The organism is Burkholderiales bacterium (genome assembly GCA_015075645.1).
In the GTDB taxonomy this organism is placed as follows: Bacteria; Pseudomonadota; Gammaproteobacteria; order Burkholderiales; family Casimicrobiaceae; genus VBCG01.
The window spans coordinates 128428-149760 of record JABTUF010000006.1 but is presented as its reverse complement, the minus strand read 5'-3'; the positions used below and the strand labels follow the sequence as shown (position 1 = coordinate 149760).

General features: G+C 70.1%; 14 protein-coding genes. 13 read left to right on the top strand and 1 reads right to left on the bottom strand.

What is annotated here, in order from left to right; translation table 11 throughout:
• Positions 1-116: 116 nt before the first annotated feature.
• The 7 genes from HS109_16290 (at position 117) to aroB (ending at position 7127) form a co-directional block, all read left to right on the top strand.
• Positions 117-1208 carry a pilus assembly protein PilM gene (locus HS109_16290; GenBank protein ID MBE7523926.1) on the top strand — a complete coding sequence of 364 codons (1092 nt, stop codon included), beginning with the start codon at positions 117-119 and terminating at the stop codon, positions 1206-1208.
• Between the two features lie 80 nt (positions 1209-1288).
• Positions 1289-1939 (top strand): PilN domain-containing protein, encoded by a 651-nt coding sequence (locus HS109_16285; protein ID MBE7523925.1) that lies wholly within the window; start codon positions 1289-1291, stop codon positions 1937-1939.
• A complete protein-coding gene (locus HS109_16280; GenBank protein MBE7523924.1) occupies positions 1936-2571 on the top strand; it encodes a type 4a pilus biogenesis protein PilO in 636 nt (211 codons plus the stop codon). Before HS109_16285 ends, HS109_16280 begins: the two co-directional genes overlap by 4 nt.
• Positions 2568-3107, top strand: coding sequence for a pilus assembly protein PilP (locus HS109_16275; GenBank protein MBE7523923.1), 540 nt, complete (start codon positions 2568-2570; stop codon positions 3105-3107). The genes HS109_16280 and HS109_16275 overlap by 4 nt, the downstream gene beginning before the upstream one ends.
• 50 nt (positions 3108-3157) lie before the next feature.
• Entirely contained in the window at positions 3158-5368 is a 2211-nt protein-coding gene (locus HS109_16270; GenBank protein MBE7523922.1) for a type IV pilus secretin PilQ, read from the top strand.
• Positions 5369-5529: 161 nt separating this feature from the next.
• Positions 5530-6063 carry a shikimate kinase gene (locus tag HS109_16265; protein ID MBE7523921.1) on the top strand — a complete coding sequence of 178 codons (534 nt, stop codon included), beginning with the start codon at positions 5530-5532 and terminating at the stop codon, positions 6061-6063.
• Complete coding sequence (gene aroB / locus HS109_16260; protein MBE7523920.1) at positions 6060-7127, top strand: 3-dehydroquinate synthase; 1068 nt, start codon at positions 6060-6062, stop codon at positions 7125-7127. Before HS109_16265 ends, aroB begins: the two co-directional genes overlap by 4 nt.
• Before the next feature lie 67 nt (positions 7128-7194).
• On the opposite strand, the gene HS109_16255 is transcribed toward aroB, so the two are convergent.
• A complete protein-coding gene (locus HS109_16255) occupies positions 7195-8841 on the bottom strand; it encodes a hypothetical protein (GenBank protein ID MBE7523919.1) in 1647 nt (548 codons plus the stop codon).
• A gap of 95 nt (positions 8842-8936) precedes the next feature.
• Here HS109_16255 and HS109_16250 point away from each other — a divergent pair, with 95 nt between their 5' ends.
• The 6 genes from HS109_16250 (at position 8937) to HS109_16225 (ending at position 21317) form a co-directional block, all read left to right on the top strand.
• Complete coding sequence (locus HS109_16250; protein MBE7523918.1) at positions 8937-13697, top strand: glutamate synthase subunit alpha; 4761 nt, start codon at positions 8937-8939, stop codon at positions 13695-13697.
• Positions 13698-13719: 22 nt separating this feature from the next.
• Positions 13720-15156: a glutamate synthase subunit beta gene (locus HS109_16245; GenBank protein MBE7523917.1), complete on the top strand. Its 1437-nt coding sequence runs from the start codon at positions 13720-13722 to the stop codon at positions 15154-15156.
• Between the two features lie 93 nt (positions 15157-15249).
• Positions 15250-16362, top strand: coding sequence for a uroporphyrinogen decarboxylase (locus tag HS109_16240; GenBank protein ID MBE7523916.1), 1113 nt, complete (start codon positions 15250-15252; stop codon positions 16360-16362).
• Positions 16363-16700: 338 nt separating this feature from the next.
• Entirely contained in the window at positions 16701-18878 is a 2178-nt protein-coding gene (locus tag HS109_16235; GenBank protein MBE7523915.1) for a primosomal protein N', read from the top strand.
• Positions 18879-18936: 58 nt separating this feature from the next.
• The gene (locus HS109_16230) at positions 18937-20604 is read left to right on the top strand and encodes an arginine--tRNA ligase (GenBank protein ID MBE7523914.1); all 1668 of its coding nucleotides are present in this window, start codon (positions 18937-18939) and stop codon (positions 20602-20604) included.
• A complete protein-coding gene (locus tag HS109_16225; protein MBE7523913.1) occupies positions 20601-21317 on the top strand; it encodes an SPOR domain-containing protein in 717 nt (238 codons plus the stop codon). Before HS109_16230 ends, HS109_16225 begins: the two co-directional genes overlap by 4 nt.
• The last annotated feature ends 16 nt before the right edge of the window (positions 21318-21333 follow it).

Here is a 21333-nt window from a genome sequence, read left to right as displayed (position 1 = left end):
CCCGGTTTTCGGCAACCTTGCAACACCGGAAGCGCCGGGCAGGCAAAAGGTTTGACATCGTTGTGGGTTGCTGCCAGAGTTTAATGTAAGTTGTCAGCATTGACGGCGACAGGGACATGCTTTCCGAAAATTTCTCAGGGGTCCTCGACGTCTTCAAGACCAAGGCGCCGACGCTGATCGGCGTCGATGTCGCCTCGACCTCGATCAAACTCGTCGAACTGTCCGAGGCCGGCAAGGGCAGCTACCGGCTCGACCGCTATGCCATCGAGCCGCTCGCCAAGGATACGGTCCAGGACGGCAACATCGCTAATCTGGACCAAGTCAGCGACGCGCTCAAGCGCGCGTGGAAGCGTCTGGGCAGCCGGAACCGGAACATCGCCCTCGCGCTGCCCGCCGCGATGGTGATCACCAAGAAGATCATCGTGCCCTCCGGCCAGAAGGAGGAGGAGCTCGAACTGACGGTCGAGGCCGAGGCGAACCAGTACATCCCGTTCGCCCTGGACGAGGTCAATCTCGACTTCCAGATCCTGGGACCCGCGCCGAACAATCCCGACGAGGTCGAGGTGCTGATCGCCGCGTCCCGGAAGGAGAAGGTCGAGGACCGCGTCGCCATCGCGGAAGCGGCGGGCCTCAAGCCGCGCGTGATGGACGTCGAATCGTACGCGACGCAGGAGGCGTTCCGGCTCATCACGCCGTCGCTCCCGGCCAACGGCCGCGACCAGAACATCGCCTTCGTCGACATCGGCGCGCACATCACCCATTTCTACGTGCTGCGGAACGGGCAGTTCCTGTTCTCCCGCGACCAGGCCTTCGGCGGCAATCAGTTGACCCACGACATCCAGCGTGCGTTCAACCTGTCGCCCGAGGAGGCCGAGTCGGCGAAGAAGAACCAGGGGCTTCCGGAGAACTACGACAACGACGTGCTGCAGCCGTTCATGGAGACCCTCGCGCTCGAGCTCACGCGCGCGCTGCAGTTCTTCTTCACGTCGACCTCGTACAACCAGGTCGACCAGATCGTGCTCGCCGGAGGCTGCGCGCAGCTCCCCGGGCTCGACGAACTCGTCGCGAAGCGTGCGGGCGTGGCGACCGTCATCGCCAACCCGTTCGCCTCGATGCAGGTGAGCGACCGGATCCGGCCGCGCCAGCTCGCGGCCGACGCTCCGATGCTGATCGTGGCGACCGGGCTCGCGATGAGGAGTTTCGAGTGACGTCCCCCCGAAGCGTCCTTCGGTCGCACGCGGGTGCCTCGACCGGCCGTCGGCGCAGCCCGGAGGCGCGGAGCTAGGCCATGGCGAACGCCGTCCGGATCAACCTGCTCCCGCACCGCGAGGAGAAGCGGCAGGCACGCCAGCGCCAGTTCGTGTCGTTCGGCGTGCTGCTCGCGATCCTGGCGCTCGCCGTCGTCGGACTCGTCCACATGGTGTTCACCGCGAAGATCGACGAGCAGAACGACCGCAACCGGCTCCTCAAGACCGAGATCGCGAAGCTCGACGAGCAGATCAAGGAGATCGACAAGCTGCGCGACCAGATCCAGCAGGTGCTCGCCCGCAAGCAGGTGGTCGAGAACCTGCAGGCGAACCGCAACGAGGCGGTCCACCTGATCGACCAGGTGGTGCGCCAGTTGCCCGACGGGATCTACCTCAGGTCGATCCACCAGACCGGCGAGCGGGTCCAGATGATCGGCTACGCGCAGTCCAATGCCCGGGTCTCGACGCTGATGCGCAACATCGAGGCTTCCCCCTGGCTCGCGTCGCCGGAACTGGTCGAGATCAAGCTCGTGACGCTGCCGGGCGCCGCGCGCGGCGCGGCACCGCAGCAGGTCAACGAGTTCACGCTCAATTTCCAGGTCAAGCGCGTGCAACCGACGAGGCCGCCGGCCCCGCCGGCGGGCGCACCGGTCCCGGCGAAGTCGGCCTCGGCGCAGGGAGGCCTCGGATGAACTTCGACGAACTGCGCCGGCTGTCGCTGCGCGACGTCGGCAACTGGCCGCTCCTGCCGAAGCTGCTGGTGCTCGGACTGGTGTTCGTCGCGATCATCGCGGCGGGCGCGCTCCTCGACTGGAAGGACCAGTGGGACACGCTGGACCAGGCGCAGGTCGAGGAGGGGAAGCTGCGCGAGCAATACGCGCAGAAGAAGGTGAAGGCGATCAATTTCGAAGCCTACCGCGCCCAGCTCTCCGAGGTCGAGCAATCGTTCGGCGCGTTGGTGAAGCAGCTCCCCAACCGCTCCGAGATCGACGCGCTCCTGACCGACATCAACCAGGCGGGTCTCGGGCGGGGCCTCGTGTTCGAGCTCTTCAAGCCCGCGGCGCAGGAGAAGATGGCCGACTTCTACGCCGAACTGCCGATCGCGATCCGCATCACCGGCAACTACCATGACATGGGGGCGTTCGCGAGCGACGTCGCGCAACTGCCGCGCATCGTGACGCTGAACGACGTGACGATCGCGAACGACAAGGGCACGCTGCGGATGGACGCGGTGGCGAAGACCTTCCGCTACCTCGACGACGAGGAGGTCCAGCGGCAGCGCGCGCTCGCGAAGCAGGCGAAGGACAAGGCGAGGAAGAAATGAGCGCACGGCTCGCGACCGCCATCGTTCTCGCCGCGCTGGGCGCAGCCGCGTGCGGCGGCGAGAGCCACCAGGACCTGCGCCAGTGGATGAACGATCAGGGCAAGGGCGCGCAGGGCAAGCTCGAGCCGCTGCCGCAGATCCTTCCCTACGAGCCGTTCGCCTACAACGCGTTCGACCTGCCCGACCCGTTCAAGCCGCGCAAGATCGAGCCGGCGAAGGGCAACAGCAAGCTCGCGCCCGATCTCGCGCGGCGCCGCGAGCCGCTCGAGAGCTTCCCGCTGGAGTCGCTGTCGATGGTCGGCACGCTCGCGAAGGACAAGACGATGTACGCGCTCGTTCGCACGCCGGAGAAGGACATCTACCAGGTGCGTTCGGGCAACTTCATGGGGCAGAACTTCGGCGTCGTCACCGGCATCACCGACACCGAGATCAAGTTGAAGGAACTCGTGCAGGACGGCGCGGGCGACTGGACCGAACGGTCGTCGGCGCTCCAGCTGCAGCAGCCCGACGCGCGGGCACAAGGGGGAAGACGATGAGCGCAACATTCGCCACTCGGGCCAGGAGCGCCGCGGCCGCCGTTCGCGGCATGGCGGTCGGGCTCGCCGCGATCGGCGCACTCGCGCTCGCCGCGCCCGCATGGTCGCAGGGCAACAGCCTCGAGCAGGTCACGGTCTCGAAGGGGAGTTCCGGCCGCACGATCGTCCGCTTCCAGCTCAAGCATCCGCCGGCGAACCCGCCGGCCGGGTTCGCGATCGCGAGCCCGCCGCGCATCGCGCTCGATTTCCTCGAGACGACGAACGGCCTCGGCATCACGCAGAAGCAGGTCGACGACGCCGGGCTGCGCAGCATGAACGTGATCCAGGCCGGTGCGCGCACGCGCGTCGTGTTCAACCTGAACCGCCCGCAGACCTACGAGACCAACATCGAGGGCAACGCGGTGCTGGTCACGCTGATCGACCAGAGCGACCGGCTCGACGCCTCCGCCCAGGAAGTCCAGCGCTTCGCCGAGGCCCGACCGGGCGACGTGCAGCACGCGCTGCGCGACGTCGACTTCCGCCGCGGCCGCAACGGCGAGGGCCGCATCGTCGTCGACCTGTCCGATCCGGCGACCGGGATCGACATTCGCCAGCAGGGCCGCCAGCTCATCGTCGACTTCATGAAGACCTCGGTGCCGCGCAACCTCGAGCGCCGGCTCGACGTCGCGGACTTCGCGACACCGGTGGTCTCGGTCGAGACGTTCGCGCAGGGGCCGAACGCGAGGATGGTCATCGAGCCGAAGGGCCTGTGGGAGCACTCGGCCTACCAGACCGACAACCGGTTCATCGTCGAGATCAAGCCGATCCAGGAGGACCCGAACCGCCTGACCCAGGGCACGCGCGGCGGCTACAAGGGCGAGAAGGTCTCGTTCAACTTCCAGAGCATCGACGTGCGCTCGGTGCTGCAGGTGATCGCGGACTTCACCGGCCTCAACATCATCACCAGCGACACGGTGCAGGGCTCGCTCACGCTGCGCCTGAAGGACATCCCCTGGGACCAGGCGCTCGACATCATCCTGCAGACCAAGGGGCTCGACATGCGCAAGAACGGCAATGTCGTGCTCATCGCGCCGCGCGAGGAACTCGCGCTCAAGGAGAAGCAGCAGTTCGAGTCGCAGGCGCAGATCAGCGATCTCGAGCCGCTGCAGGTCGAGTCGTTCCAGTTGAACTACATGAAGGCGTCGGACTTCGCCAACATGCTGTCGACGAACCGCCAGCAGCAGTTCGGGCTGGGCGCCGGCCAGACGCCGACGACCGGCGGGCAGGGCTCGATCCTGTCGCGGCGCGGCGTCGCGTTCGTCGACCCGCGGTCCAACGTGCTCTTCGTGCAGGACACGCCGGCGAAGCTCGAGGAGGTCCGCAAGATGATCCGCCAGCTGGACATCCCGGTCCGGCAGGTGCTGATCGAGGCGCGGATCGTGATCGCGAGCGACAAGTTCAGCCGCCAGTTGGGCGTGCGCTTCGGGCAGCAGACCGGGTTCACGTTCAACCGCGGCCGCTACTCGGTCGGCTCGACCGGATCGCTCAACACGCAGCCGGTGGTCCGCACGGAGGGCGACCGCATCGTGCGCGACACGCGTACGCCGACGCCGTTCGAGATCGCGTCGCCCACGGTCGCGCCCTACGGCTACCCGGGCTACTCGGATCCGCAGGCGCTCAACATCAACCTGCCGGTGCTGAACGCCGCCGGCTCGCTCGCGATGACGCTGATCAACCTCGGCAGCGGCAACCTCATCAACCTCGAGCTGACGGCGCTCGAGGCCGAGAACCGCGGCAAGGTGGTGTCGAGCCCGCGCGTGATCACCGCGGACAACCAGAAGGCCCGCATCGAACAGGGCACCGAGATCCCCTACGTCACGCCGGGCTCGGCCAACAATCCGGCGACCGTGCAGTTCAAGAAGGCGGTGCTGCTGCTCGACGTGACGCCGCAGATCACGCCGGACAACCGGATCATCATGACGGTCGAGGTGCGCAAGGATTCGGTCGGCCAGTTCGTGCAGCTCGGCGGCGGCTTCCAGGTGCCCTCGATCGACACGAAGAACGTGCTCACGCAGATCGCGGTCAACAACGGCGACACCGCGGTCATCGGCGGGATCTACGAGGAGACGATCCGCAACGACGTCGACAAGGTGCCCTACCTCGGCGACATCCCGCTCTTCGGCTACCTGTTCAAGCAGACCGGCCGGTCGAGCGACAAGACCGAACTGCTGATCTTCCTCACGCCGCGGATCGTCAAGGAGACGGTGAACGCGGTGAAGTAACGTCACGCGCGAGAGGGCGACACGAGGGCCGCCCGAGGGGCGGCCCTTTCGCTGGTGCGCCCGCGGCGCACCGCCGCGTCGAGCAACCGCGGCACCTCCGCGTTCGGCGCCCCGCGCACCCTGGCGGGCCGCATCGCTGCTCCCGCTACAATGCCGTCATGCTGCTCCACCGCGGCAATCTCTTCCTCGTCGGGCTGATGGGCGCCGGCAAGACGACGCTCGGCCGCCAGCTCGCGCGGCGCCTCGCCAAGCGGTTCGTCGACGCCGATCACGAACTCGAGGAGCGTCTCGGCGTCAACATTCCCACGATCTTCGAGATCGAAGGCGAAGCTTCGTTCCGCGACCGCGAGGAGGCGCTGATCGCCGAACTCGCCGGGCTCGAGAACATCGTGCTCGGCACCGGAGGCGGCGCGGTGCTGCGCGAGGCGAGCCGGCGGCGGCTGAAGGAAGGGGGCACGGTCGTGTACCTGCACGCCGATCCCGCGACGCTCTACGAGCGCGTGCGGCACAGCCGCCACCGGCCGATGCTGCGGGCCGCCGATCCCGCCGCGCGCATCGCCGAACTCTACGCGCAGCGCGATCCGCTGTACCGTTCGATCGCCGACCACGTCGTGGCGTCCGACCGCGAGGTCGTGATGCGGTTCGTTCGCGGATGGGAGGCCGCCGGGCAGCCGGCGGCGGAGGACGCAAGGTGAAGGAACTCGTGGTCGCGCTCGGCGAGCGGAGCTACCCGATCCGGATCGGGCGCGGCGCGCTTTCGGAGGTGGGGCAGTCGATCGCGGCGCGATCGACCCGAGCGGTCGTCGTGTCCAACGCCACGGTGGCCGCGCTTCACCTGGCCACGCTCCGCGCCGGCCTCGAACGGGCCGGCGTCGCGTCGGACGTCGTGCTGATTCCCGACGGCGAGGCGCACAAGAACTGGGAAACGCTCAACGACCTCCTGACGCGACTCCTCGAACTTCGGGCCGACCGGACGACGCCGCTCGTGGCGCTGGGCGGCGGCGTGATCGGCGACCTCGCGGGCTTCGCCGCCGCGGTCTACCAGCGCGGCGTTCCGTTCGTCCAGGTGCCGACGACACTGCTCGCGCAGGTCGACTCGTCGGTCGGCGGCAAGACGGCGGTCAACCACCGGCTCGGCAAGAACATGATCGGCGCGTTCCACCAGCCGATGGCGGTGGCGATCGACACGGCGTGCCTCGCGACGCTGCCGCCGCGCGAGGTCGTCGCGGGCCTGGCGGAGGTCGTCAAGTACGGCGCGATCCGCGACGCCGACTTCTTCGCCTGGCTCGAGCGCGCGATGCCCGCGCTCAACGCACGCGACGACGACGCGCTCGTCCACGCGATCTTCGAGAGTTGCCGCATCAAGGCGGAGATCGTCGCCGCGGACGAGCGCGAGACCGGCGAGCGCGCGCTCCTCAATTTCGGACACACCTTCGGACACGCGATCGAGACGGCGACCGGCTACGGAACCTGGCTCCACGGCGAGGCGGTCGGTGCCGGGATGGTGCTCGCGTCGCGGCTGTCGGAGCGCGTGAGCGGCCTTCCCGCGGGCGAACGCGGGCGCGTCGAGGCACTGGTCGCGGCCGCGGGCTTGCCCACCGCCGCGCCGAAGCTCGGACTCGAACGCTGGCTCGACCTCATGGGTCGCGACAAGAAAGTCGAGCACGGACGCATGCGCTTCGTCGTGCTCGAAGCGTTGGGCCGGGCGGTCGTCCGCGCGGACGTCGCCGAGCGCGACATCGCCGCCGTCGTCGGCTGACGTTTCCTTCGCGCTGAAACGACGACGGCGATCCGGGGATCGCCGTCGTCGCCGTTGCGGCCGTCGCCTAGTTGCAGGAGATCGTCACCAGCCGGGATTGCGCCGGGAATCCCCCGTCGTTGATCCTGAAGACCCGGTCGCCCGCGGTGGCGCTGAGGCCGCTGATCGAGACCGATCCGCCTTCGCTGGTGATGAGCGGCGACGGAGCAAAGGAAGGCGCGTCGCCCGCCAGCGACGTCAACGTCGCGATGTTGTACGGGGGCGTGCCGCCGGTGATCACGAACGGTCCGAAGGTCTGGCCGAGACAGGCGGCCGGGCCGGCGCTGTTCGGCGTGACCGCGAGCACCGGCGCGCCTCCGCCTCCGCCGCCACCGCCACCGCCGCCACCGGATGGCGGATCCTCGGTCCCCGGGACGTTGTTGAGGGTCGCCGTGGTCGTCTTGCCCGCGGAGTCGACGATCGCGAACGTGAGCGGATTGACGCAGGTTCCGTTGGTGGCGGCACGGAAGAAGCCGCCGCTCGCCGCCACGACGTTCGGCGCGAACGTGACGCCGGTCGGGAACGAAGCGGTGATCGTGTACGGCGGCACGCCGCCGAAGATGTAGTAGTCGATCAGGAAGCCGGTCGAGCACGAGTTGTTGTAGAGCGTCTGGATCGTCGCGGACGGCGGGATCACCGACAGGTTGTCCCCGTTCGTCGTCCGCTCGACCACGAAGTTGCCGTTCTGCGTCTGCCCGGTCGCGACGTCGGTCGCGCGGATCTGCGCGGCCTGCGTAGGCGCGTTGGCGGTCGCGAGGATCTGGACCGTGGCGGTGCCGGTGCCGTCGGTGACGACGGTGAGCGTCGGCGCGAGCGGCGTGCCCGGATTGCTCGTCATGATGGCGAACGGGCCGAAGACCGCGTCGAACCGGATCTGGCGCCCCGGGAGCGGCGCTCCGCCGATGCCGGTGGCGACGACCGTCACGGCCGCGGTGTCCCCGTCGCAGACGTTCGAGCCGCAGGTCGAGTTCGACGGCGTGATCGTGAGACCGTTCTGGAACAGCGGGGCGAAGCGGACGATGACGTTGGCGATCACCTTCTGGCCGGATTGGTCGGCCACCGTGACCTGGACCGGAACATCGGTGCCGACCGCGACCGGATTGGCGACCAGGACGAGGGTGCTGCCGGCGACGTTGAACGGCACCGGAAGGACGGCCGAATCGTTGGTGACCGCGGTGTAGGGTGGCAGGCCGCCGAGGATCTGGAGCGTCGTCGGGATGCCCGAATAGGCGGTGATGATGCCGGCTGGCAAGGTCTGGAGCGTCGGGACCGGGTCGGGCTGGGTCGGCGTGCTCGGATTGTTGACGCTGCCGCTGCCGCCGCCGCAGGCGGAGAGGGCGAGCGTGCCGGCCAGGACGATGAGGGCGGCGACCGGGCGCAACCATCCGGTGAGGCGGGTTTGGGACATGGCGCGATTCCTGATGACGTTGTCTTGAGGGCGGGGCCGGAGGCGATGGCGCCAAAAGGCCGATTTGGACGCTGCAACAACGAGATAGCCCAAACTGTTCAGATTAGAGCCCAAGTCGCGGGCCACTGCAAGGTTTTCAGGCGGTCGCAGGCCGCCGTCAGGCGGGCGCTGTTGCGCGCAGATCGGCAGGGGACGACCGGCATTTCTTGTCGCAACGCAGCAAGCCGGGTAGGATTCCAAGGTTTCGCCACCCGTTCGCACGAGCAAGCTTCGCGCCCGTGCCGGTCGGTCGAAACGACCCGCCGGACCGCGGCTCGAGGCCGTGGAGCGCCGGTGGTGGGACCTCGACGGGGACCTCGAAGGTGGACCAAGCATCCGGCCAGGAACATTCGACCGCGCCCGGCGCCTGGCCGCCGGTCGCCCAGGGGCTCTACGACCCCGTGCGCGAGCACGACGCCTGCGGGCTCGGCTTCATCGCGCACATCAAGGGACGCAAGAGCCACGCGATCATCAGGCAAGGCCTCAAGATCCTCGAGAACCTCTCGCATCGGGGCGCGACCGGCGCCGATCCGTTGCAGGGCGACGGCGCGGGCATCCTGATCCAGCTTCCCGACACGTTCCTGCGCCGCGCGTGCGGCAAGCTCGGCATCACGCTGCCCGCGGTCGGCCATTACGGCGTCGGCATGGTGTTCCTGCCGCGCGAACCGGCCTCGCGCATGGCCTGCGAGCAGGAGATCGAGCGCGCGATCGCGGCCGAAGGACAGGCGCTGCTCGGCTGGCGCGACGTCCCGACCGACAACGAAGGACTCTCGGAGCGCACGAAGGAAGTCGAGCCGGTGATCCGGCAGGTGTTCGTCGGTCGCGGCTCGCGCGACATGGACGCCGACGCGCTCGAGCGCAAGCTCTACGTGATTCGCAAGCGCGCCGGCCACGCGATCCAGGCGCTCGCGCTGAAGCACGGCCGGGAGTTCTACGTGCCGTCGTTCTCGACCCGCACGCTCGTCTACAAGGGGATGCTGCTCGCCCACCAGGTCGGGAGCTTCTACGCGGACCTCGCCGACGAGACGATGGTCTCGGCGCTCGCGATGGTTCACCAGCGGTTCTCGACCAACACGTTCCCGACCTGGGACCTCGCGCACCCGTTCCGCTTCGTCTGCCACAACGGCGAGATCAACACGCTGCGCGGCAACTTCAACTGGATCCGCGCGCGCGAGGGCGCGATCGCGTCGAAGGTGCTGCGCGACGACCTCCCGAAGCTGTTCCCGCTGATCTACGAGGGACAGTCGGACTCGGCGTCGTTCGACAACGCGCTGGAACTCCTCGTGATGGGCGGCTATCCGGTCGCGCAGGCGATGATGATGATGATTCCCGAGGCCTGGGCCGGGAATCCGCTGATGGACGAGGACCGGCGCGCGTTCTACGAGTACCACGCCGCGTTGATGGAACCGTGGGACGGCCCCGCCGCGATGGCGTTCACCAACGGGCGTCAGATCGGCGCGACGCTCGACCGCAACGGACTGCGGCCGGCTCGCTTCGTGGTCACCGACGACGACTACATCGTGATGGCCTCCGAGGTCGGCGTGCTCGACATTCCGGAGAAGAAGATCGTCAAGAAGTGGCGGCTGCAGCCGGGCCGGATGCTGCTCGTCGACCTGGAGCAGGGGCGCATCGTCGACGACGACGAGCTGAAGCGCTCGCTCGCCACGGTGAAGCCGTACCGCGAATGGATCGAGCGCTGCCGCCTGTCGCTCGAGGCGATGCCCGAGCCCGCGCCCGCGATCGAATCGGAAGTGCCGCTCCTCGACCGCCAGCAGGCGTTCGGCTGGACGCTCGAGGACCTCAAGGTGATCCTCGCTCCGATGGCGCAGGCCGGCGAGGAGGCGATCGGTTCGATGGGCAACGACGCGGCGTTGCCGGTGCTCTCCGACCGATCCAAGGTCTTCTACCAGTACTTCAAGCAGCTCTTCGCGCAGGTCACCAACCCGCCGATCGATCCGATCCGCGAGGAACTGGTGACGAGCCTCGTGTCGTTCATCGGTCCGCGGCCGAACCTGCTCGCGGTCGACTACGAGCCGGGCGTCACCGAGCCGCCGATGCGCCTCGAGGTCGAGCAGCCGATCCTCACCGCCGAGAACATGGAGAAGCTCCGCCACATCGAGCTCTTCTCCGGCGGCGCGTTCCACGCCGACGAGCTCGACATCACCTATCCGTCCGACTGGGGCGCGAACGGCATGGAGGCCGCGCTCGCGAGCCTCGCCGCGCACGCAGTCGACGCGATCCGCAAGGGCCGCAACATCCTGATCCTGTCCGACCGCACGGTCGGTCCGGACCGCCTGCCGATTCCCGCGCTGCTCGCGACCGCGGCGGTGCACGAGCACCTGGTGAAGATGGGGTTGCGCACGTCCGCGGGACTCGTCGTCGAAACCGGCTCGGCGCGCGAGGTGCACCACTTCGCTCTGCTCGCGGGCTACGGCGCGGAGGCGATCCATCCCTACCTCGCGCTCGAGACGCTCGCCGCGCAGCCGGATGCGGTCGGGGAGCCGGACGGCAAGGCGGCGCAGAAGAAGTTCATCAAGGCGATCTGCAAGGGGCTCACCAAGGTGATGTCCAAGATGGGCATCTCGACCTACCAGAGCTACTGCGGCGCGCAGATCTTCGAGGCGGTGGGACTGCGGCGCGCGTTCGTCGACAAGTACTTCACCGGCACCGCGAGCAACGTCGAGGGCATCGGGCTCTTCGAGGTCGCCGAGGAGGCCGCGCGAACGCACGCGGGCGCGTTCGGCGACGATCCGCTGCTCGCGGACGCGCTCGACGCCGGGGGCGAGTACCAGTATCGCCTGCGCGGCGAAGAGCACATGTGGACGCCGGATTCGATCGCGAAGCTCCAGCATTCGGTGCGCGGCGGCAGCTACGCGACCTACAAGGAGTACGCCGCGCTCATCAACGACCAGGGCCGCGCGTTCAAGACGCTGCGCGGGCTGTTCGAGCTCAAGACCGGCGCGCGTCCCGCGGTGCCGCTCGACGAGGTCGAGCCGGCGAAGGAGATCGTCCGGCGCTTCGCCACCGGCGCGATGAGCCTCGGGTCGATCTCGACCGAGGCGCACACGACGCTCGCCGTCGCGATGAACCGCATCGGCGGCAAGTCGAACACCGGCGAAGGCGGCGAGGATGCGATGCGCTACCGCGCCGAACTGCGCGCGGGACGCAGCGTCGTCGAGGACGGCGACACCGTCGGCAAGCTGATCGGTCGCGACCGGATCGAGCGCGACATCGCGCTCGCGGCCGGCGACAGCCTGCGCTCGAAGATCAAGCAGGTGGCGTCCGGGCGCTTCGGCGTCACCGCCGAGTACCTCGCGTCCGCCGACCAGATCCAGATCAAGATGGCGCAGGGCGCGAAGCCCGGCGAGGGCGGCCAGCTCCCCGGGCACAAGGTCTCCGAGTACATCGCGATGCTTCGCTACTCGGTGCCCGGCGTCGGACTGATCTCGCCGCCGCCGCACCACGACATCTACTCGATCGAGGACCTGGCGCAGCTGATCCACGACCTCAAGAACGCGAACCCGCGCGCGTCGATCTCGGTGAAGCTCGTCTCCGAGGTCGGCGTCGGCACGGTCGCCGCGGGCGTGGCGAAGGCGAAGTCCGACCACGTGACGATCGCCGGCCACGACGGCGGCACCGGCGCCTCGCCGGTGTCGTCGATCAAGCACGCCGGGACGCCGTGGGAGCTGGGGCTCGCGGAGACCCAGCAGACGCTGGTGCTGAACCGCCTGCGCGGGCGCATCGTCGTGCAGGTCGACGGCCAGATGAAGACCGGCCGCGACGTGGTGATCGGCGCGCTGCTCGGCGCCGACGAGTTCGGCTTCGCCACCGCGCCGCTCGTCGCGTCGGGCTGCATCATGATGCGCAAGTGCCACCTCAACACCTGTCCGGTGGGCGTGGCCACGCAGGATCCGGTGCTCCGTCGCCGGTTCGCCGGCCAGCCGGAGCACGTCGTCAACTATTTCTTCTTCGTCGCCGAGGAAGTGCGCGAACTGATGGCGCAGCTCGGCTTTCGCAGCTTCGACGAGATGATCGGCAAGAGCGACCTCATCGACCTGAGGAAGGGCATCGAGCACTGGAAAGCGAAAGGGCTCGATTTCTCGCGCGTGTTCCATCAGCCGCCGATGCCCGCCGCGGTCGCCCGCCGCCAGTGCGAGTCGCAGGAGCACGGGCTCGAGCGCGCGCTCGACCACAAGCTCATCGAGGCCGCGAAGCCCGCGCTCGAAGCGCGCCAGCCGGTGCGCCTCGCGCACCGGATCCGCAACGCGAACCGCTCGGTCGGCGCGATGCTGTCGGGCGAAGTCGCGCGCCGCCACGGCCACGACGGGCTGCCCGAAGACACGATCCACGTGGCGTTCGAAGGCATCGCCGGACAGAGCTTCGGGGCGTTCCTCGCGCGCGGCGTCGCGTTCGAACTGAAGGGCGCGACCAACGACTACGTCGGCAAGGGCCTGTCGGGCGGGCGCATCGTCGTCTACCCCGATCCGGCGTGCCCGGCGAAGGCGGAGGAGAACATCGTCGTCGGCAACACGGTGATGTACGGCGCGATCGAAGGCGAGGCGTACTTCCGCGGTGTCGCGGGCGAACGCTTCTGCGTCCGGAATTCCGGTGCCTCCGCGGTCGTCGAGGGCACCGGCGACCACGGCTGCGAATACATGACCGGCGGCACCGTGGTCGTGCTCGGCCGCACCGGACGGAACTTCGCGGCCGGGATGAGCGGCGGGATCGCCTACGTCCACGACCCCGACGGCACGTTCGGCGACCGCTGCAACCTGTCGATGGTCGCGCTCGAACCGGTGTTGTCGGAGGCTGAGCAGGCGCGCGTGGAGCGCGATCTCGCCGCGGCGGGCAAGGCGGTCGTCCGGCACGCCGGACGCTCCGACGACGCGATCCTGCGCGAACTCGTCGAGAAGCACCTGCGCTTCACCGGCTCGGCCGTGGCGCTCGCGATGCTCGACGGATGGGAGGCTGCGCGCGGCCGCTTCGTCAAGGTCTTCCCGCACGAGTACCGCCGTGCGCTCACCGAGATGGCCGCGAAGGCGGCCGAGAAGCCGGCGGCGCCGAAGGCGCGCGCGGTGGCATAGACCCTTCGCAACACGCACACGCATGGGCAAGATCACCGGATTCCTGGAATACGAGCGCATCGCCGAGGTGGCCGAGCCCACGCGCGAGCGGGTGCGGCACTACCGCGAGTTCGTGCTGGCGCTCACCGACGACGCGGCGTCGAAGCAGGGCGCGCGCTGCATGGACTGCGGCATCCCGTTCTGCCATTCGGGCTGCCCGGTCAACAACGTCATCCCCGACTGGAACGATCTCGTGTACCGGCGCTCGTGGCGGGCCGCGCTCGAATCGTTGCACTCGACCAACAACTTTCCCGAGTTCACCGGCCGCGTGTGCCCGGCGCCCTGCGAGGCGGCGTGCACGCTCAACATCAACGCCCAGCCGGTCGGCATCAAGTCGATCGAGCACTTCATCATCGACAAGGGCTGGGAGGAAGGCTGGGTCGAGCCGCGCCCGGCCGCGGTACGGACCGGCCGGCGCGTCGCGGTCGTGGGTTCGGGACCGGCGGGCCTCGCCTGCGCGCAGCAACTCGCGCGCGCGGGTCACGATGTCGTCGTCTTCGAGAAGAACGACCGGATCGGCGGGCTGCTCCGCTACGGCATCCCCGACTTCAAGCTCGAGAAGGCGGCGATCGACCGGCGGATGGCGCAGATGTCGGCCGAGGGCGTGGTCTTCCGCCCCGGCGTCGAGATCGGCCGCGACGCCGATCCGCGCGCGCTGATCGACGAGTTCGACGCGGTGGTGCTCGCGGGCGGCGCCGAGAAGCCGCGCGACCTGCCGGTGCCCGGCCGCGAACTCGCGGGCGTCCACTACGCGATGGAATTCCTGCCGCAGCAGAACCGGGTCGTCGCCGGCGACCGCGTCGCCGATCAGATCCTCGCGACCGGAAAGCACGTCGTCGTGATCGGCGGCGGCGACACCGGTTCGGACTGCGTCGGCACGTCGAACCGCCAGGGCGCGGCGTCGGTCACCCAGTTCGAACTGCTGCCGCGGCCGCCGGAGCACGAGGACAAGCCGCTCGTGTGGCCGTACTGGCCGCTGAAGCTTCGCACCTCGTCCTCGCACGAGGAAGGCTGCCAGCGCGACTGGTCGGTCGCGACGAAGCGGTTCGAAGGCCGCGACGGCAGGGTGGAGAGGCTCGTCGCGGCGCGGCTCGAGTGGTCGCGCGCGGCCGACGGCCAGATGAAGATGACCGAGGTGACCGGCAGCGAGTTCGAGATGAAGGCCGACCTGGTGCTGCTCGCGATGGGCTTCACCGGACCGGGATCGGCCCCGATGCTCGAACGCTTCGGCGTCGCGCGCGACGCGCGGAGCAACGTGGCCGCGGATACCGACCTCTACCGCACCAGCGCCGACAAGGTGTTCGCCGCCGGCGACATGCGCCGCGGCCAGTCGCTCGTCGTCTGGGCGATTCGCGAAGGCCGGCAGTGCGCGCGATCGGTCGATGCGTTCCTGATGGGCGCTTCGTCGCTGCCGCGATGACCCGGGTTCGACGTTCGTCGTCGAGCGTTCGACGTCGCCTGACTTCCGGACCCGCTCCCCGCTGACGCGGGGCGCGGGCGCGGATCGCCGTGCATGAGTCGAACGTCCGACGTCGAACCTCCCTCCCGCTTGCGCAACGACACGTTCCTGCGCGCGCTTCGTCGCGAGCCGGTGCCGCGCACGCCGGTCTGGCTGATGCGGCAGGCCGGGCGCTACCTGCCCGAGTACAACGCCACGCGCGCCCGCGCCGGCAGCTTCATGGCGCTCGCGCAGTCGCCCGACCTCGCGACCGAGGTCACGCTGCAGCCGCTCGCGCGCTTTCCGCTCGACGCCGCGATCCTGTTCTCGGACATCCTCACCGTGCCCGACGCGATGGGTCTCGGCCTCTCGTTCGCCGAGGGCGAGGGTCCGCGCTTCGCGCGCACCGTGCGCGACGATGCGTCGGCGTCCGCGCTCGAGGCGCCCGACATGGCGAAGCTGCGCTACGTGTTCGACGCGGTCGCGTCGATCAGGCGCGCGCTCGCCGGACGCGTGCCGCTGATCGGGTTCTCCGGGAGCCCGTTCACGCTCGCGTGCTACATGATCGAGGGGCGCGGCAGCGACGACTTCGCGACCGTCCGCAGGATGGCCGCGGCCCGCCCCGACCTGCTCGCGCGCATCGTCGAGGTGAACGCGCGCGCCGTCGCCGCCTACCTGCGCGAGCAGGCGGTCGCGGGGGCCGACGCGCTGATGATCTTCGACACCTGGGGCGGCATGCTGTCGACCGCGGCGTTCGAGCGGTTCTCGCTCGCGACGATGCGAAGCGTGATCGAAGCGCTCAAGCGCGATCCCGCCGCGCGATCGGTGCCGATCGTCGTGTTCACCAAGGGCGGTGACGCGTGGCTCGAGCGGCTGGCGTCGATCGGCGCCGACGCAGTCGGCCTCGACTGGACCGCGGACCTCGCCGCCGCGCGCGCGCGGGTCGGTGAACGCGTCGCGCTGCAGGGCAACCTCGACCCGCTCGTGCTCACGACCGATCCCGACACCGTGGCGCGCGAAGCGGAAGCCGTGGTCGCTGCCGCGGGCCCGGCGCCGGGATTCGTGTTCAACCTGGGCCACGGGATCGTGCCTTCCACGCCACCGGAACACGTCGGCGTCCTGGTCGAGACGGTCCACCGCGTGTCCGCCGATGCCCGGGGGGAACGAAAGGGCGCATCCGGGGCTTGACAAGGTTCGATTTCCGGTGTGCGGGGCACAGTTATGCACAAATCCCCTGCCCGGCGACGGCCCGAGTCGCCTGTCCGGGAGGCCCCGGGCGAAGGTCTTGCAAGCGCCTGATTGGTCAGAAGAAATTCTGATGGATTCCACGGGGGGCCGAGGAGGGCTGAGCGTACGCTCGTGCGCGGCGCACGATGGGCGCATCATTTGTGCACACAGTTATCCACATTCGCCGGGAACGAAAGTCCAACTGCTGAAAAATGAAGAACTTGTCTCGCTTTGCTCTGTCTGGGCATGAGGAATTCGAACACTACAATCGCGCGTGAGTCGGGCGGGATCGCGCGTCGATGACGATCGCCCGCATCGCGGTCCCCGCGGCGACCGGCAGCACGTTCGACTACTGGGCGCCCGACGGCGTCGGTCTCGTGCGCGGCTCCCTCGTTCGCGTGAAGTTCTCTCGTCGACGCTGCGTGGGCGTCGTCGTCGGCGTGCAGGCGTCCGCCGGCATCGAGCGCGAGCGCATCCAGCCGATCGAAGACGTCGTGGCGTTGCCGCCGCTGCCGGAGGACGTCGTCGCGCTCGCCGAGTTCGTATCGGCGTACTACCGTGAGCCCCTGGGGCTCGCCCTCGCGGTCGCCGTGCCGCCGGTCGGCCGGGGTGCGCCGCGGCGGTCTCCGGCGCCTCCGCTCGCCCTCGTGCTGACCGAACAGGGGCGCGCAGCGCTCGCCGCGCGCATCGCGCAGGCGCCCGCCGTCGCCGCACTCGTCGCCCGCCTCGACGCAGCCCGGGCCGAAGGGCTCGATCGCGACGCGATCGCGGCGCTGCCGGAGTCCGAACGCCGTCGACTTGCGGCCTGGAGGCGCGCGGGCTGGGTCGCGGAGCCGGTGCGCGCGGGAACGTCCGGACCACGCGAACTCAACGCGGATCAGCGCAATGCCGTGGCGGTGATCGACGCGGCCGCCGGCCGGTTCGCGGTCACGCTGCTCGACGGCGTGACCGGCAGCGGCAAGACCGACGTGTGCGCCGCCGCCGCGGGGCTGGCGATCGCGCGGGGCGGACAGGTGCTGCTGCTCGTGCCGGAGATCAACCTGACGCCGCAATTGACCGCGCGCTTCGCCGCCGCGCTGCCCGGCGTGCGCATCGCCACGCTGCACAGCGGGCTCACCGACGGCGAGCGGCTCGGCCACTGGCGCAGCGCGGCGGCGGGGGAGGCCGGACTCGTGGTCGGCACGCGGCTCGCAGTCTTCGCTCCGCTGCCGCGCCTCGCGCTCGTGATCGTCGACGAGGAGCACGACGCGTCGTACAAGCAGCAGGACGGCGTCCGCTACCACGCGCGCGATCTCGCGATCGTCCGCGCGCGCTCGCGGTTCGTGCCGATCGTGCTGGCGAGCGCGACGCCGTCGCTCGAAAGCCTCGCTCAGGTCGAGGCCGGCCGCTATGCGCGCGTCGCGCTGCCGCGGCGCGCCGATCCGCGCGCGCGGCCGCCGTCGATCCGGTTCGTGCCGCCGGACGACCCGTCCGCGCGCGAGGGCCTCGCCGGGCCGCTCGTGGCCGGCATCGCGGATCGCCTGTCGCGCGGCGAGCAGTCGCTGGTGTTCGTCAATCGCCGCGGCTTCGCGCCGTCGCTCAAGTGCACCGCGTGCCCATGGGAGTCGGGGTGCCCGAACTGCAGCGCCCGGCTCGTCGTGCACCGCAAGCCTCCGCGGTTGCGCTGCCACCACTGCGGCCACGACGAGCCGATGCCGCGCGCCTGCCCGTCCTGCGGCAACGTCGATCTCGCGCCGCGGGGCCTGGGCACGCAGCGCCTCGAGGCCGCGCTCGCCTCGGCGTTCCCCGCCGCGCGGATCGAGCGTGTCGACCGCGACACCACGCGCACGCGCGGCGCGTTCGATTCGGTGCGCGAGCGCGTCGCCGCGGACGCGGTCGACATCCTCGTCGGGACCCAGATGCTCGCCAAGGGCCACGACTTCCCGCGCCTGACGCTCGTCGGCGTGGTCGGCGCCGACCACGCGCTCTACAGCGCCGACTTCCGGGCGACCGAGCGCCTGGCCGCGCTCCTGTTCCAGGTCGCCGGACGCGCCGGACGGTCGGCGCTGCCGGGAGAGGTGATCGTGCAGACGTCGTTTCCGCAGCACGCGGTGCATCGCGCGCTCGCCTCGCAGGACTACGCGACCTTCGCGCGCGCGCTCCTCGACGAGCGCCGCGCCGCAGCCCTTCCGCCGTACGCGTTCCTCGTGCTCCTCGGCGCCGAGGCCCCGGCGCGAGCGGACGTCGATGCGTTCCTCGCCGCCGCGGCGATCGAAGCCGCCACGACCCGGAGTCGCATCGGCGCCGACGTCGAGATCCACGGCCCGGTACCCGCACTCCTCGCGCGCCGCGCGGGCTGCGAGCGCGGCCAGCTCGTCGTGCAGTCGGCGCGCCGCGGCTCGTTGTCGCGCTTCCTGGACGGCTTCCTGCCCGCGCTCGAGACGTTGCGGCACCCCCGCGTGCGCTGGGGGCTCGACGTCGATCCGGCGGCGCTGTGATCGCCCGCGGCGGCGGACGCCCGCCTCACGCTAGAATGGCGCGCCCTGCCTACCGCCGATGACGCACGTTTCCGACCCGAAATCCGACCTCGAACGCCTGCTCACCGGGCACGCGCGCGCCACGATGACGGCGCTCCCGGACGTCGAGGTGACGCTCGAGCGTCCGCGCGAGGCCGCGCACGGCGACTTCGCGACCAACGTCGCGCTCACCGGCGCGAAGGCGCAGAAGCGTCCGCCGCGCGAGATCGCGCAGGCGTTCTGCGCCCGCGCGGCGGGCGATCCCGCGGTGCGCGCGCTCGCCGAATCGCTCGACGTCGCGGGTCCCGGGTTCGTGAACCTCAGGCTCACGCCCGAGGCGCGCCAGTCGGTCGTGTCGCGCATCCTGCGCGAGCGCGGCGACTACGGAAGGTCGCGGCGCCTCGCCGGCGAGCGGATCATGGTCGAGTTCGTCTCGGCCAATCCGACCGGTCCGCTGCACGTGGGCCACGGCCGGCAGGCGGCGCTCGGCGACGCGATCGCCGCGCTGCTCGAAAGCCAGGGCGCGAGCGTCACGCGCGAGTTCTACTACAACGACGCGGGCCAGCAGATCGAGAACCTCGCGGTGTCGGTCCGCGCACGCGCGAAGGAGATCCTCGGCGAGTCGGGCGCGTTCCCCGAGGACGGCTACCGCGGCGAGTACATCCGCGAGCTCGCGCAGCGCTACCTGGACGAGGTCGGCCACGACCTGTCGGACGTCGAGGCGATCCGCCGCTTCGCGGTCGCGGAACTCCGCAAGGAGCAGGACCGCGACCTGCAGGCGTTCGGCGTCGCCTTCGACAACTACTATCTGGAGAGCTCGCTCTACACCGACGGCCGCGTCGAGTCGACGGTCGCGCGGCTGAGGGCCTCGGGGCACGTCTACGAGAGCGAGGGCGCGACCTGGCTCCGCACCACCGATTTCGGCGACGACAAGGACCGCGTGATGCGGAAGTCGGACGGCGGCTACACCTATTTCGTCCCCGACGTCGCCTACCACGTGACCAAATGGGAGCGCGGATTCGCGCGCGTCGTCAACGTCCAGGGCTCCGACCACCACAGCACGATCACGCGGGTGCGCGCCGGCCTGCAGGCGCTCGGCGCGGGCATCCCGGCGGGTTATCCCGACTACGTGCTGCACAAGATGGTGACGGTGATGCGCGGCGGCGAGGAGGTGAAGATCAGCAAGCGCGCCGGCAGCTACGTCACGCTGCGCGACCTGATCGACGAGACCGGCCGCGACGCCGTGCGCTTCTTCCTCGTCGCGCGCAAGGCCGACAGCGAGTTCACCTTCGACATCGACCTCGCGCGGTCGCAGTCCGAGGAGAATCCGGTCTACTACGTGCAGTACGCGCACGCGCGCGTGGCCTCGGTGCTGCGCCAGGCGGGCGTCGGGCGCGACGAGGTGGTCGCGCGCGCGGCCGCGACCGACCTCTCGCCGCTCGACGGCAGCCACGAGCGCGCGCTGCAGAACCTGCTCGCCGACTATCCGGGCGAGGTCCGCGAGGCGTCGTGCGAGTTCGCGCCGCACCGGCTCGCCGCGTACCTGAAGGACCTCGCGGGCGCGTTCCACGGCTGGTACAACGCCGAGCGCTTCCTCGTCGACGATGCGAAGGTGCGCGACGCGCGCCTCGCGCAGGCGGTCGCGACCGGCGAGGTGCTCCGCAACGCGCTCGCGCTGCTCGGCATCGGCGCGCCGGAGCAGATGTGAGCCGCGCGGCGAAGTACCCGCCCGGCGGCGCCCGCACGGCCGGGAAGGGCGCCGCGGCGAGGCCGAAGGCGCGCTCCGCGAGGCGCAGCGGCGCGGGCGGAACGCTGCTCGGCATCTTCATCGGGCTCGCGCTCGGCATCGCGCTCGCCGCGGGCATCGCGTGGACGCTGATGGGCGGGCGGGCCGTCGCGCCGACCAAGGGGGCTGCGGACGCGCCCTCCGCGCCGCGCGACGCGAAAGGCGCGAAGGCGGGCGGCGAGGACAAGGGCCGGTTCGACTTCTACCGCATCCTTCCCGGTGGGGAGGAGGCGAAGCTCGGCGCCCCGAAGGCGCCGGAGCGGCCGCCGGCATCCGTCGCGAAATCGACGGAGCCCACGAAAGCGGCGGAACCGGGAAAGCCCACGGAGCCTGGGAAGGCAGAGCGTCCGGCCGAACGGAGCGCGGCCACGGAACCTTCTGCGCCGAAGAGCGCCAAACCCGGCGATCGCCTCTGGCTGCAGGCGGGTTCGTTCACGCAGGAACCCGATGCCGAGAACCTGAAGGCACGCCTCGCGCTCTCCGGCTGGGAGGCTCGGGTGCAGACGGGAACGCTCCAGGACAAGTCGGTGCGCTACCGCGTGCGCCTCGGGCCCTACGACAACCCGGACGAACTCGCCCGGGTCAAGAATGAACTCGCGCGTCGCGGTTTCGACGTCGCGGTGATCCGGGAGTGACGCGAGCCATCGCGTC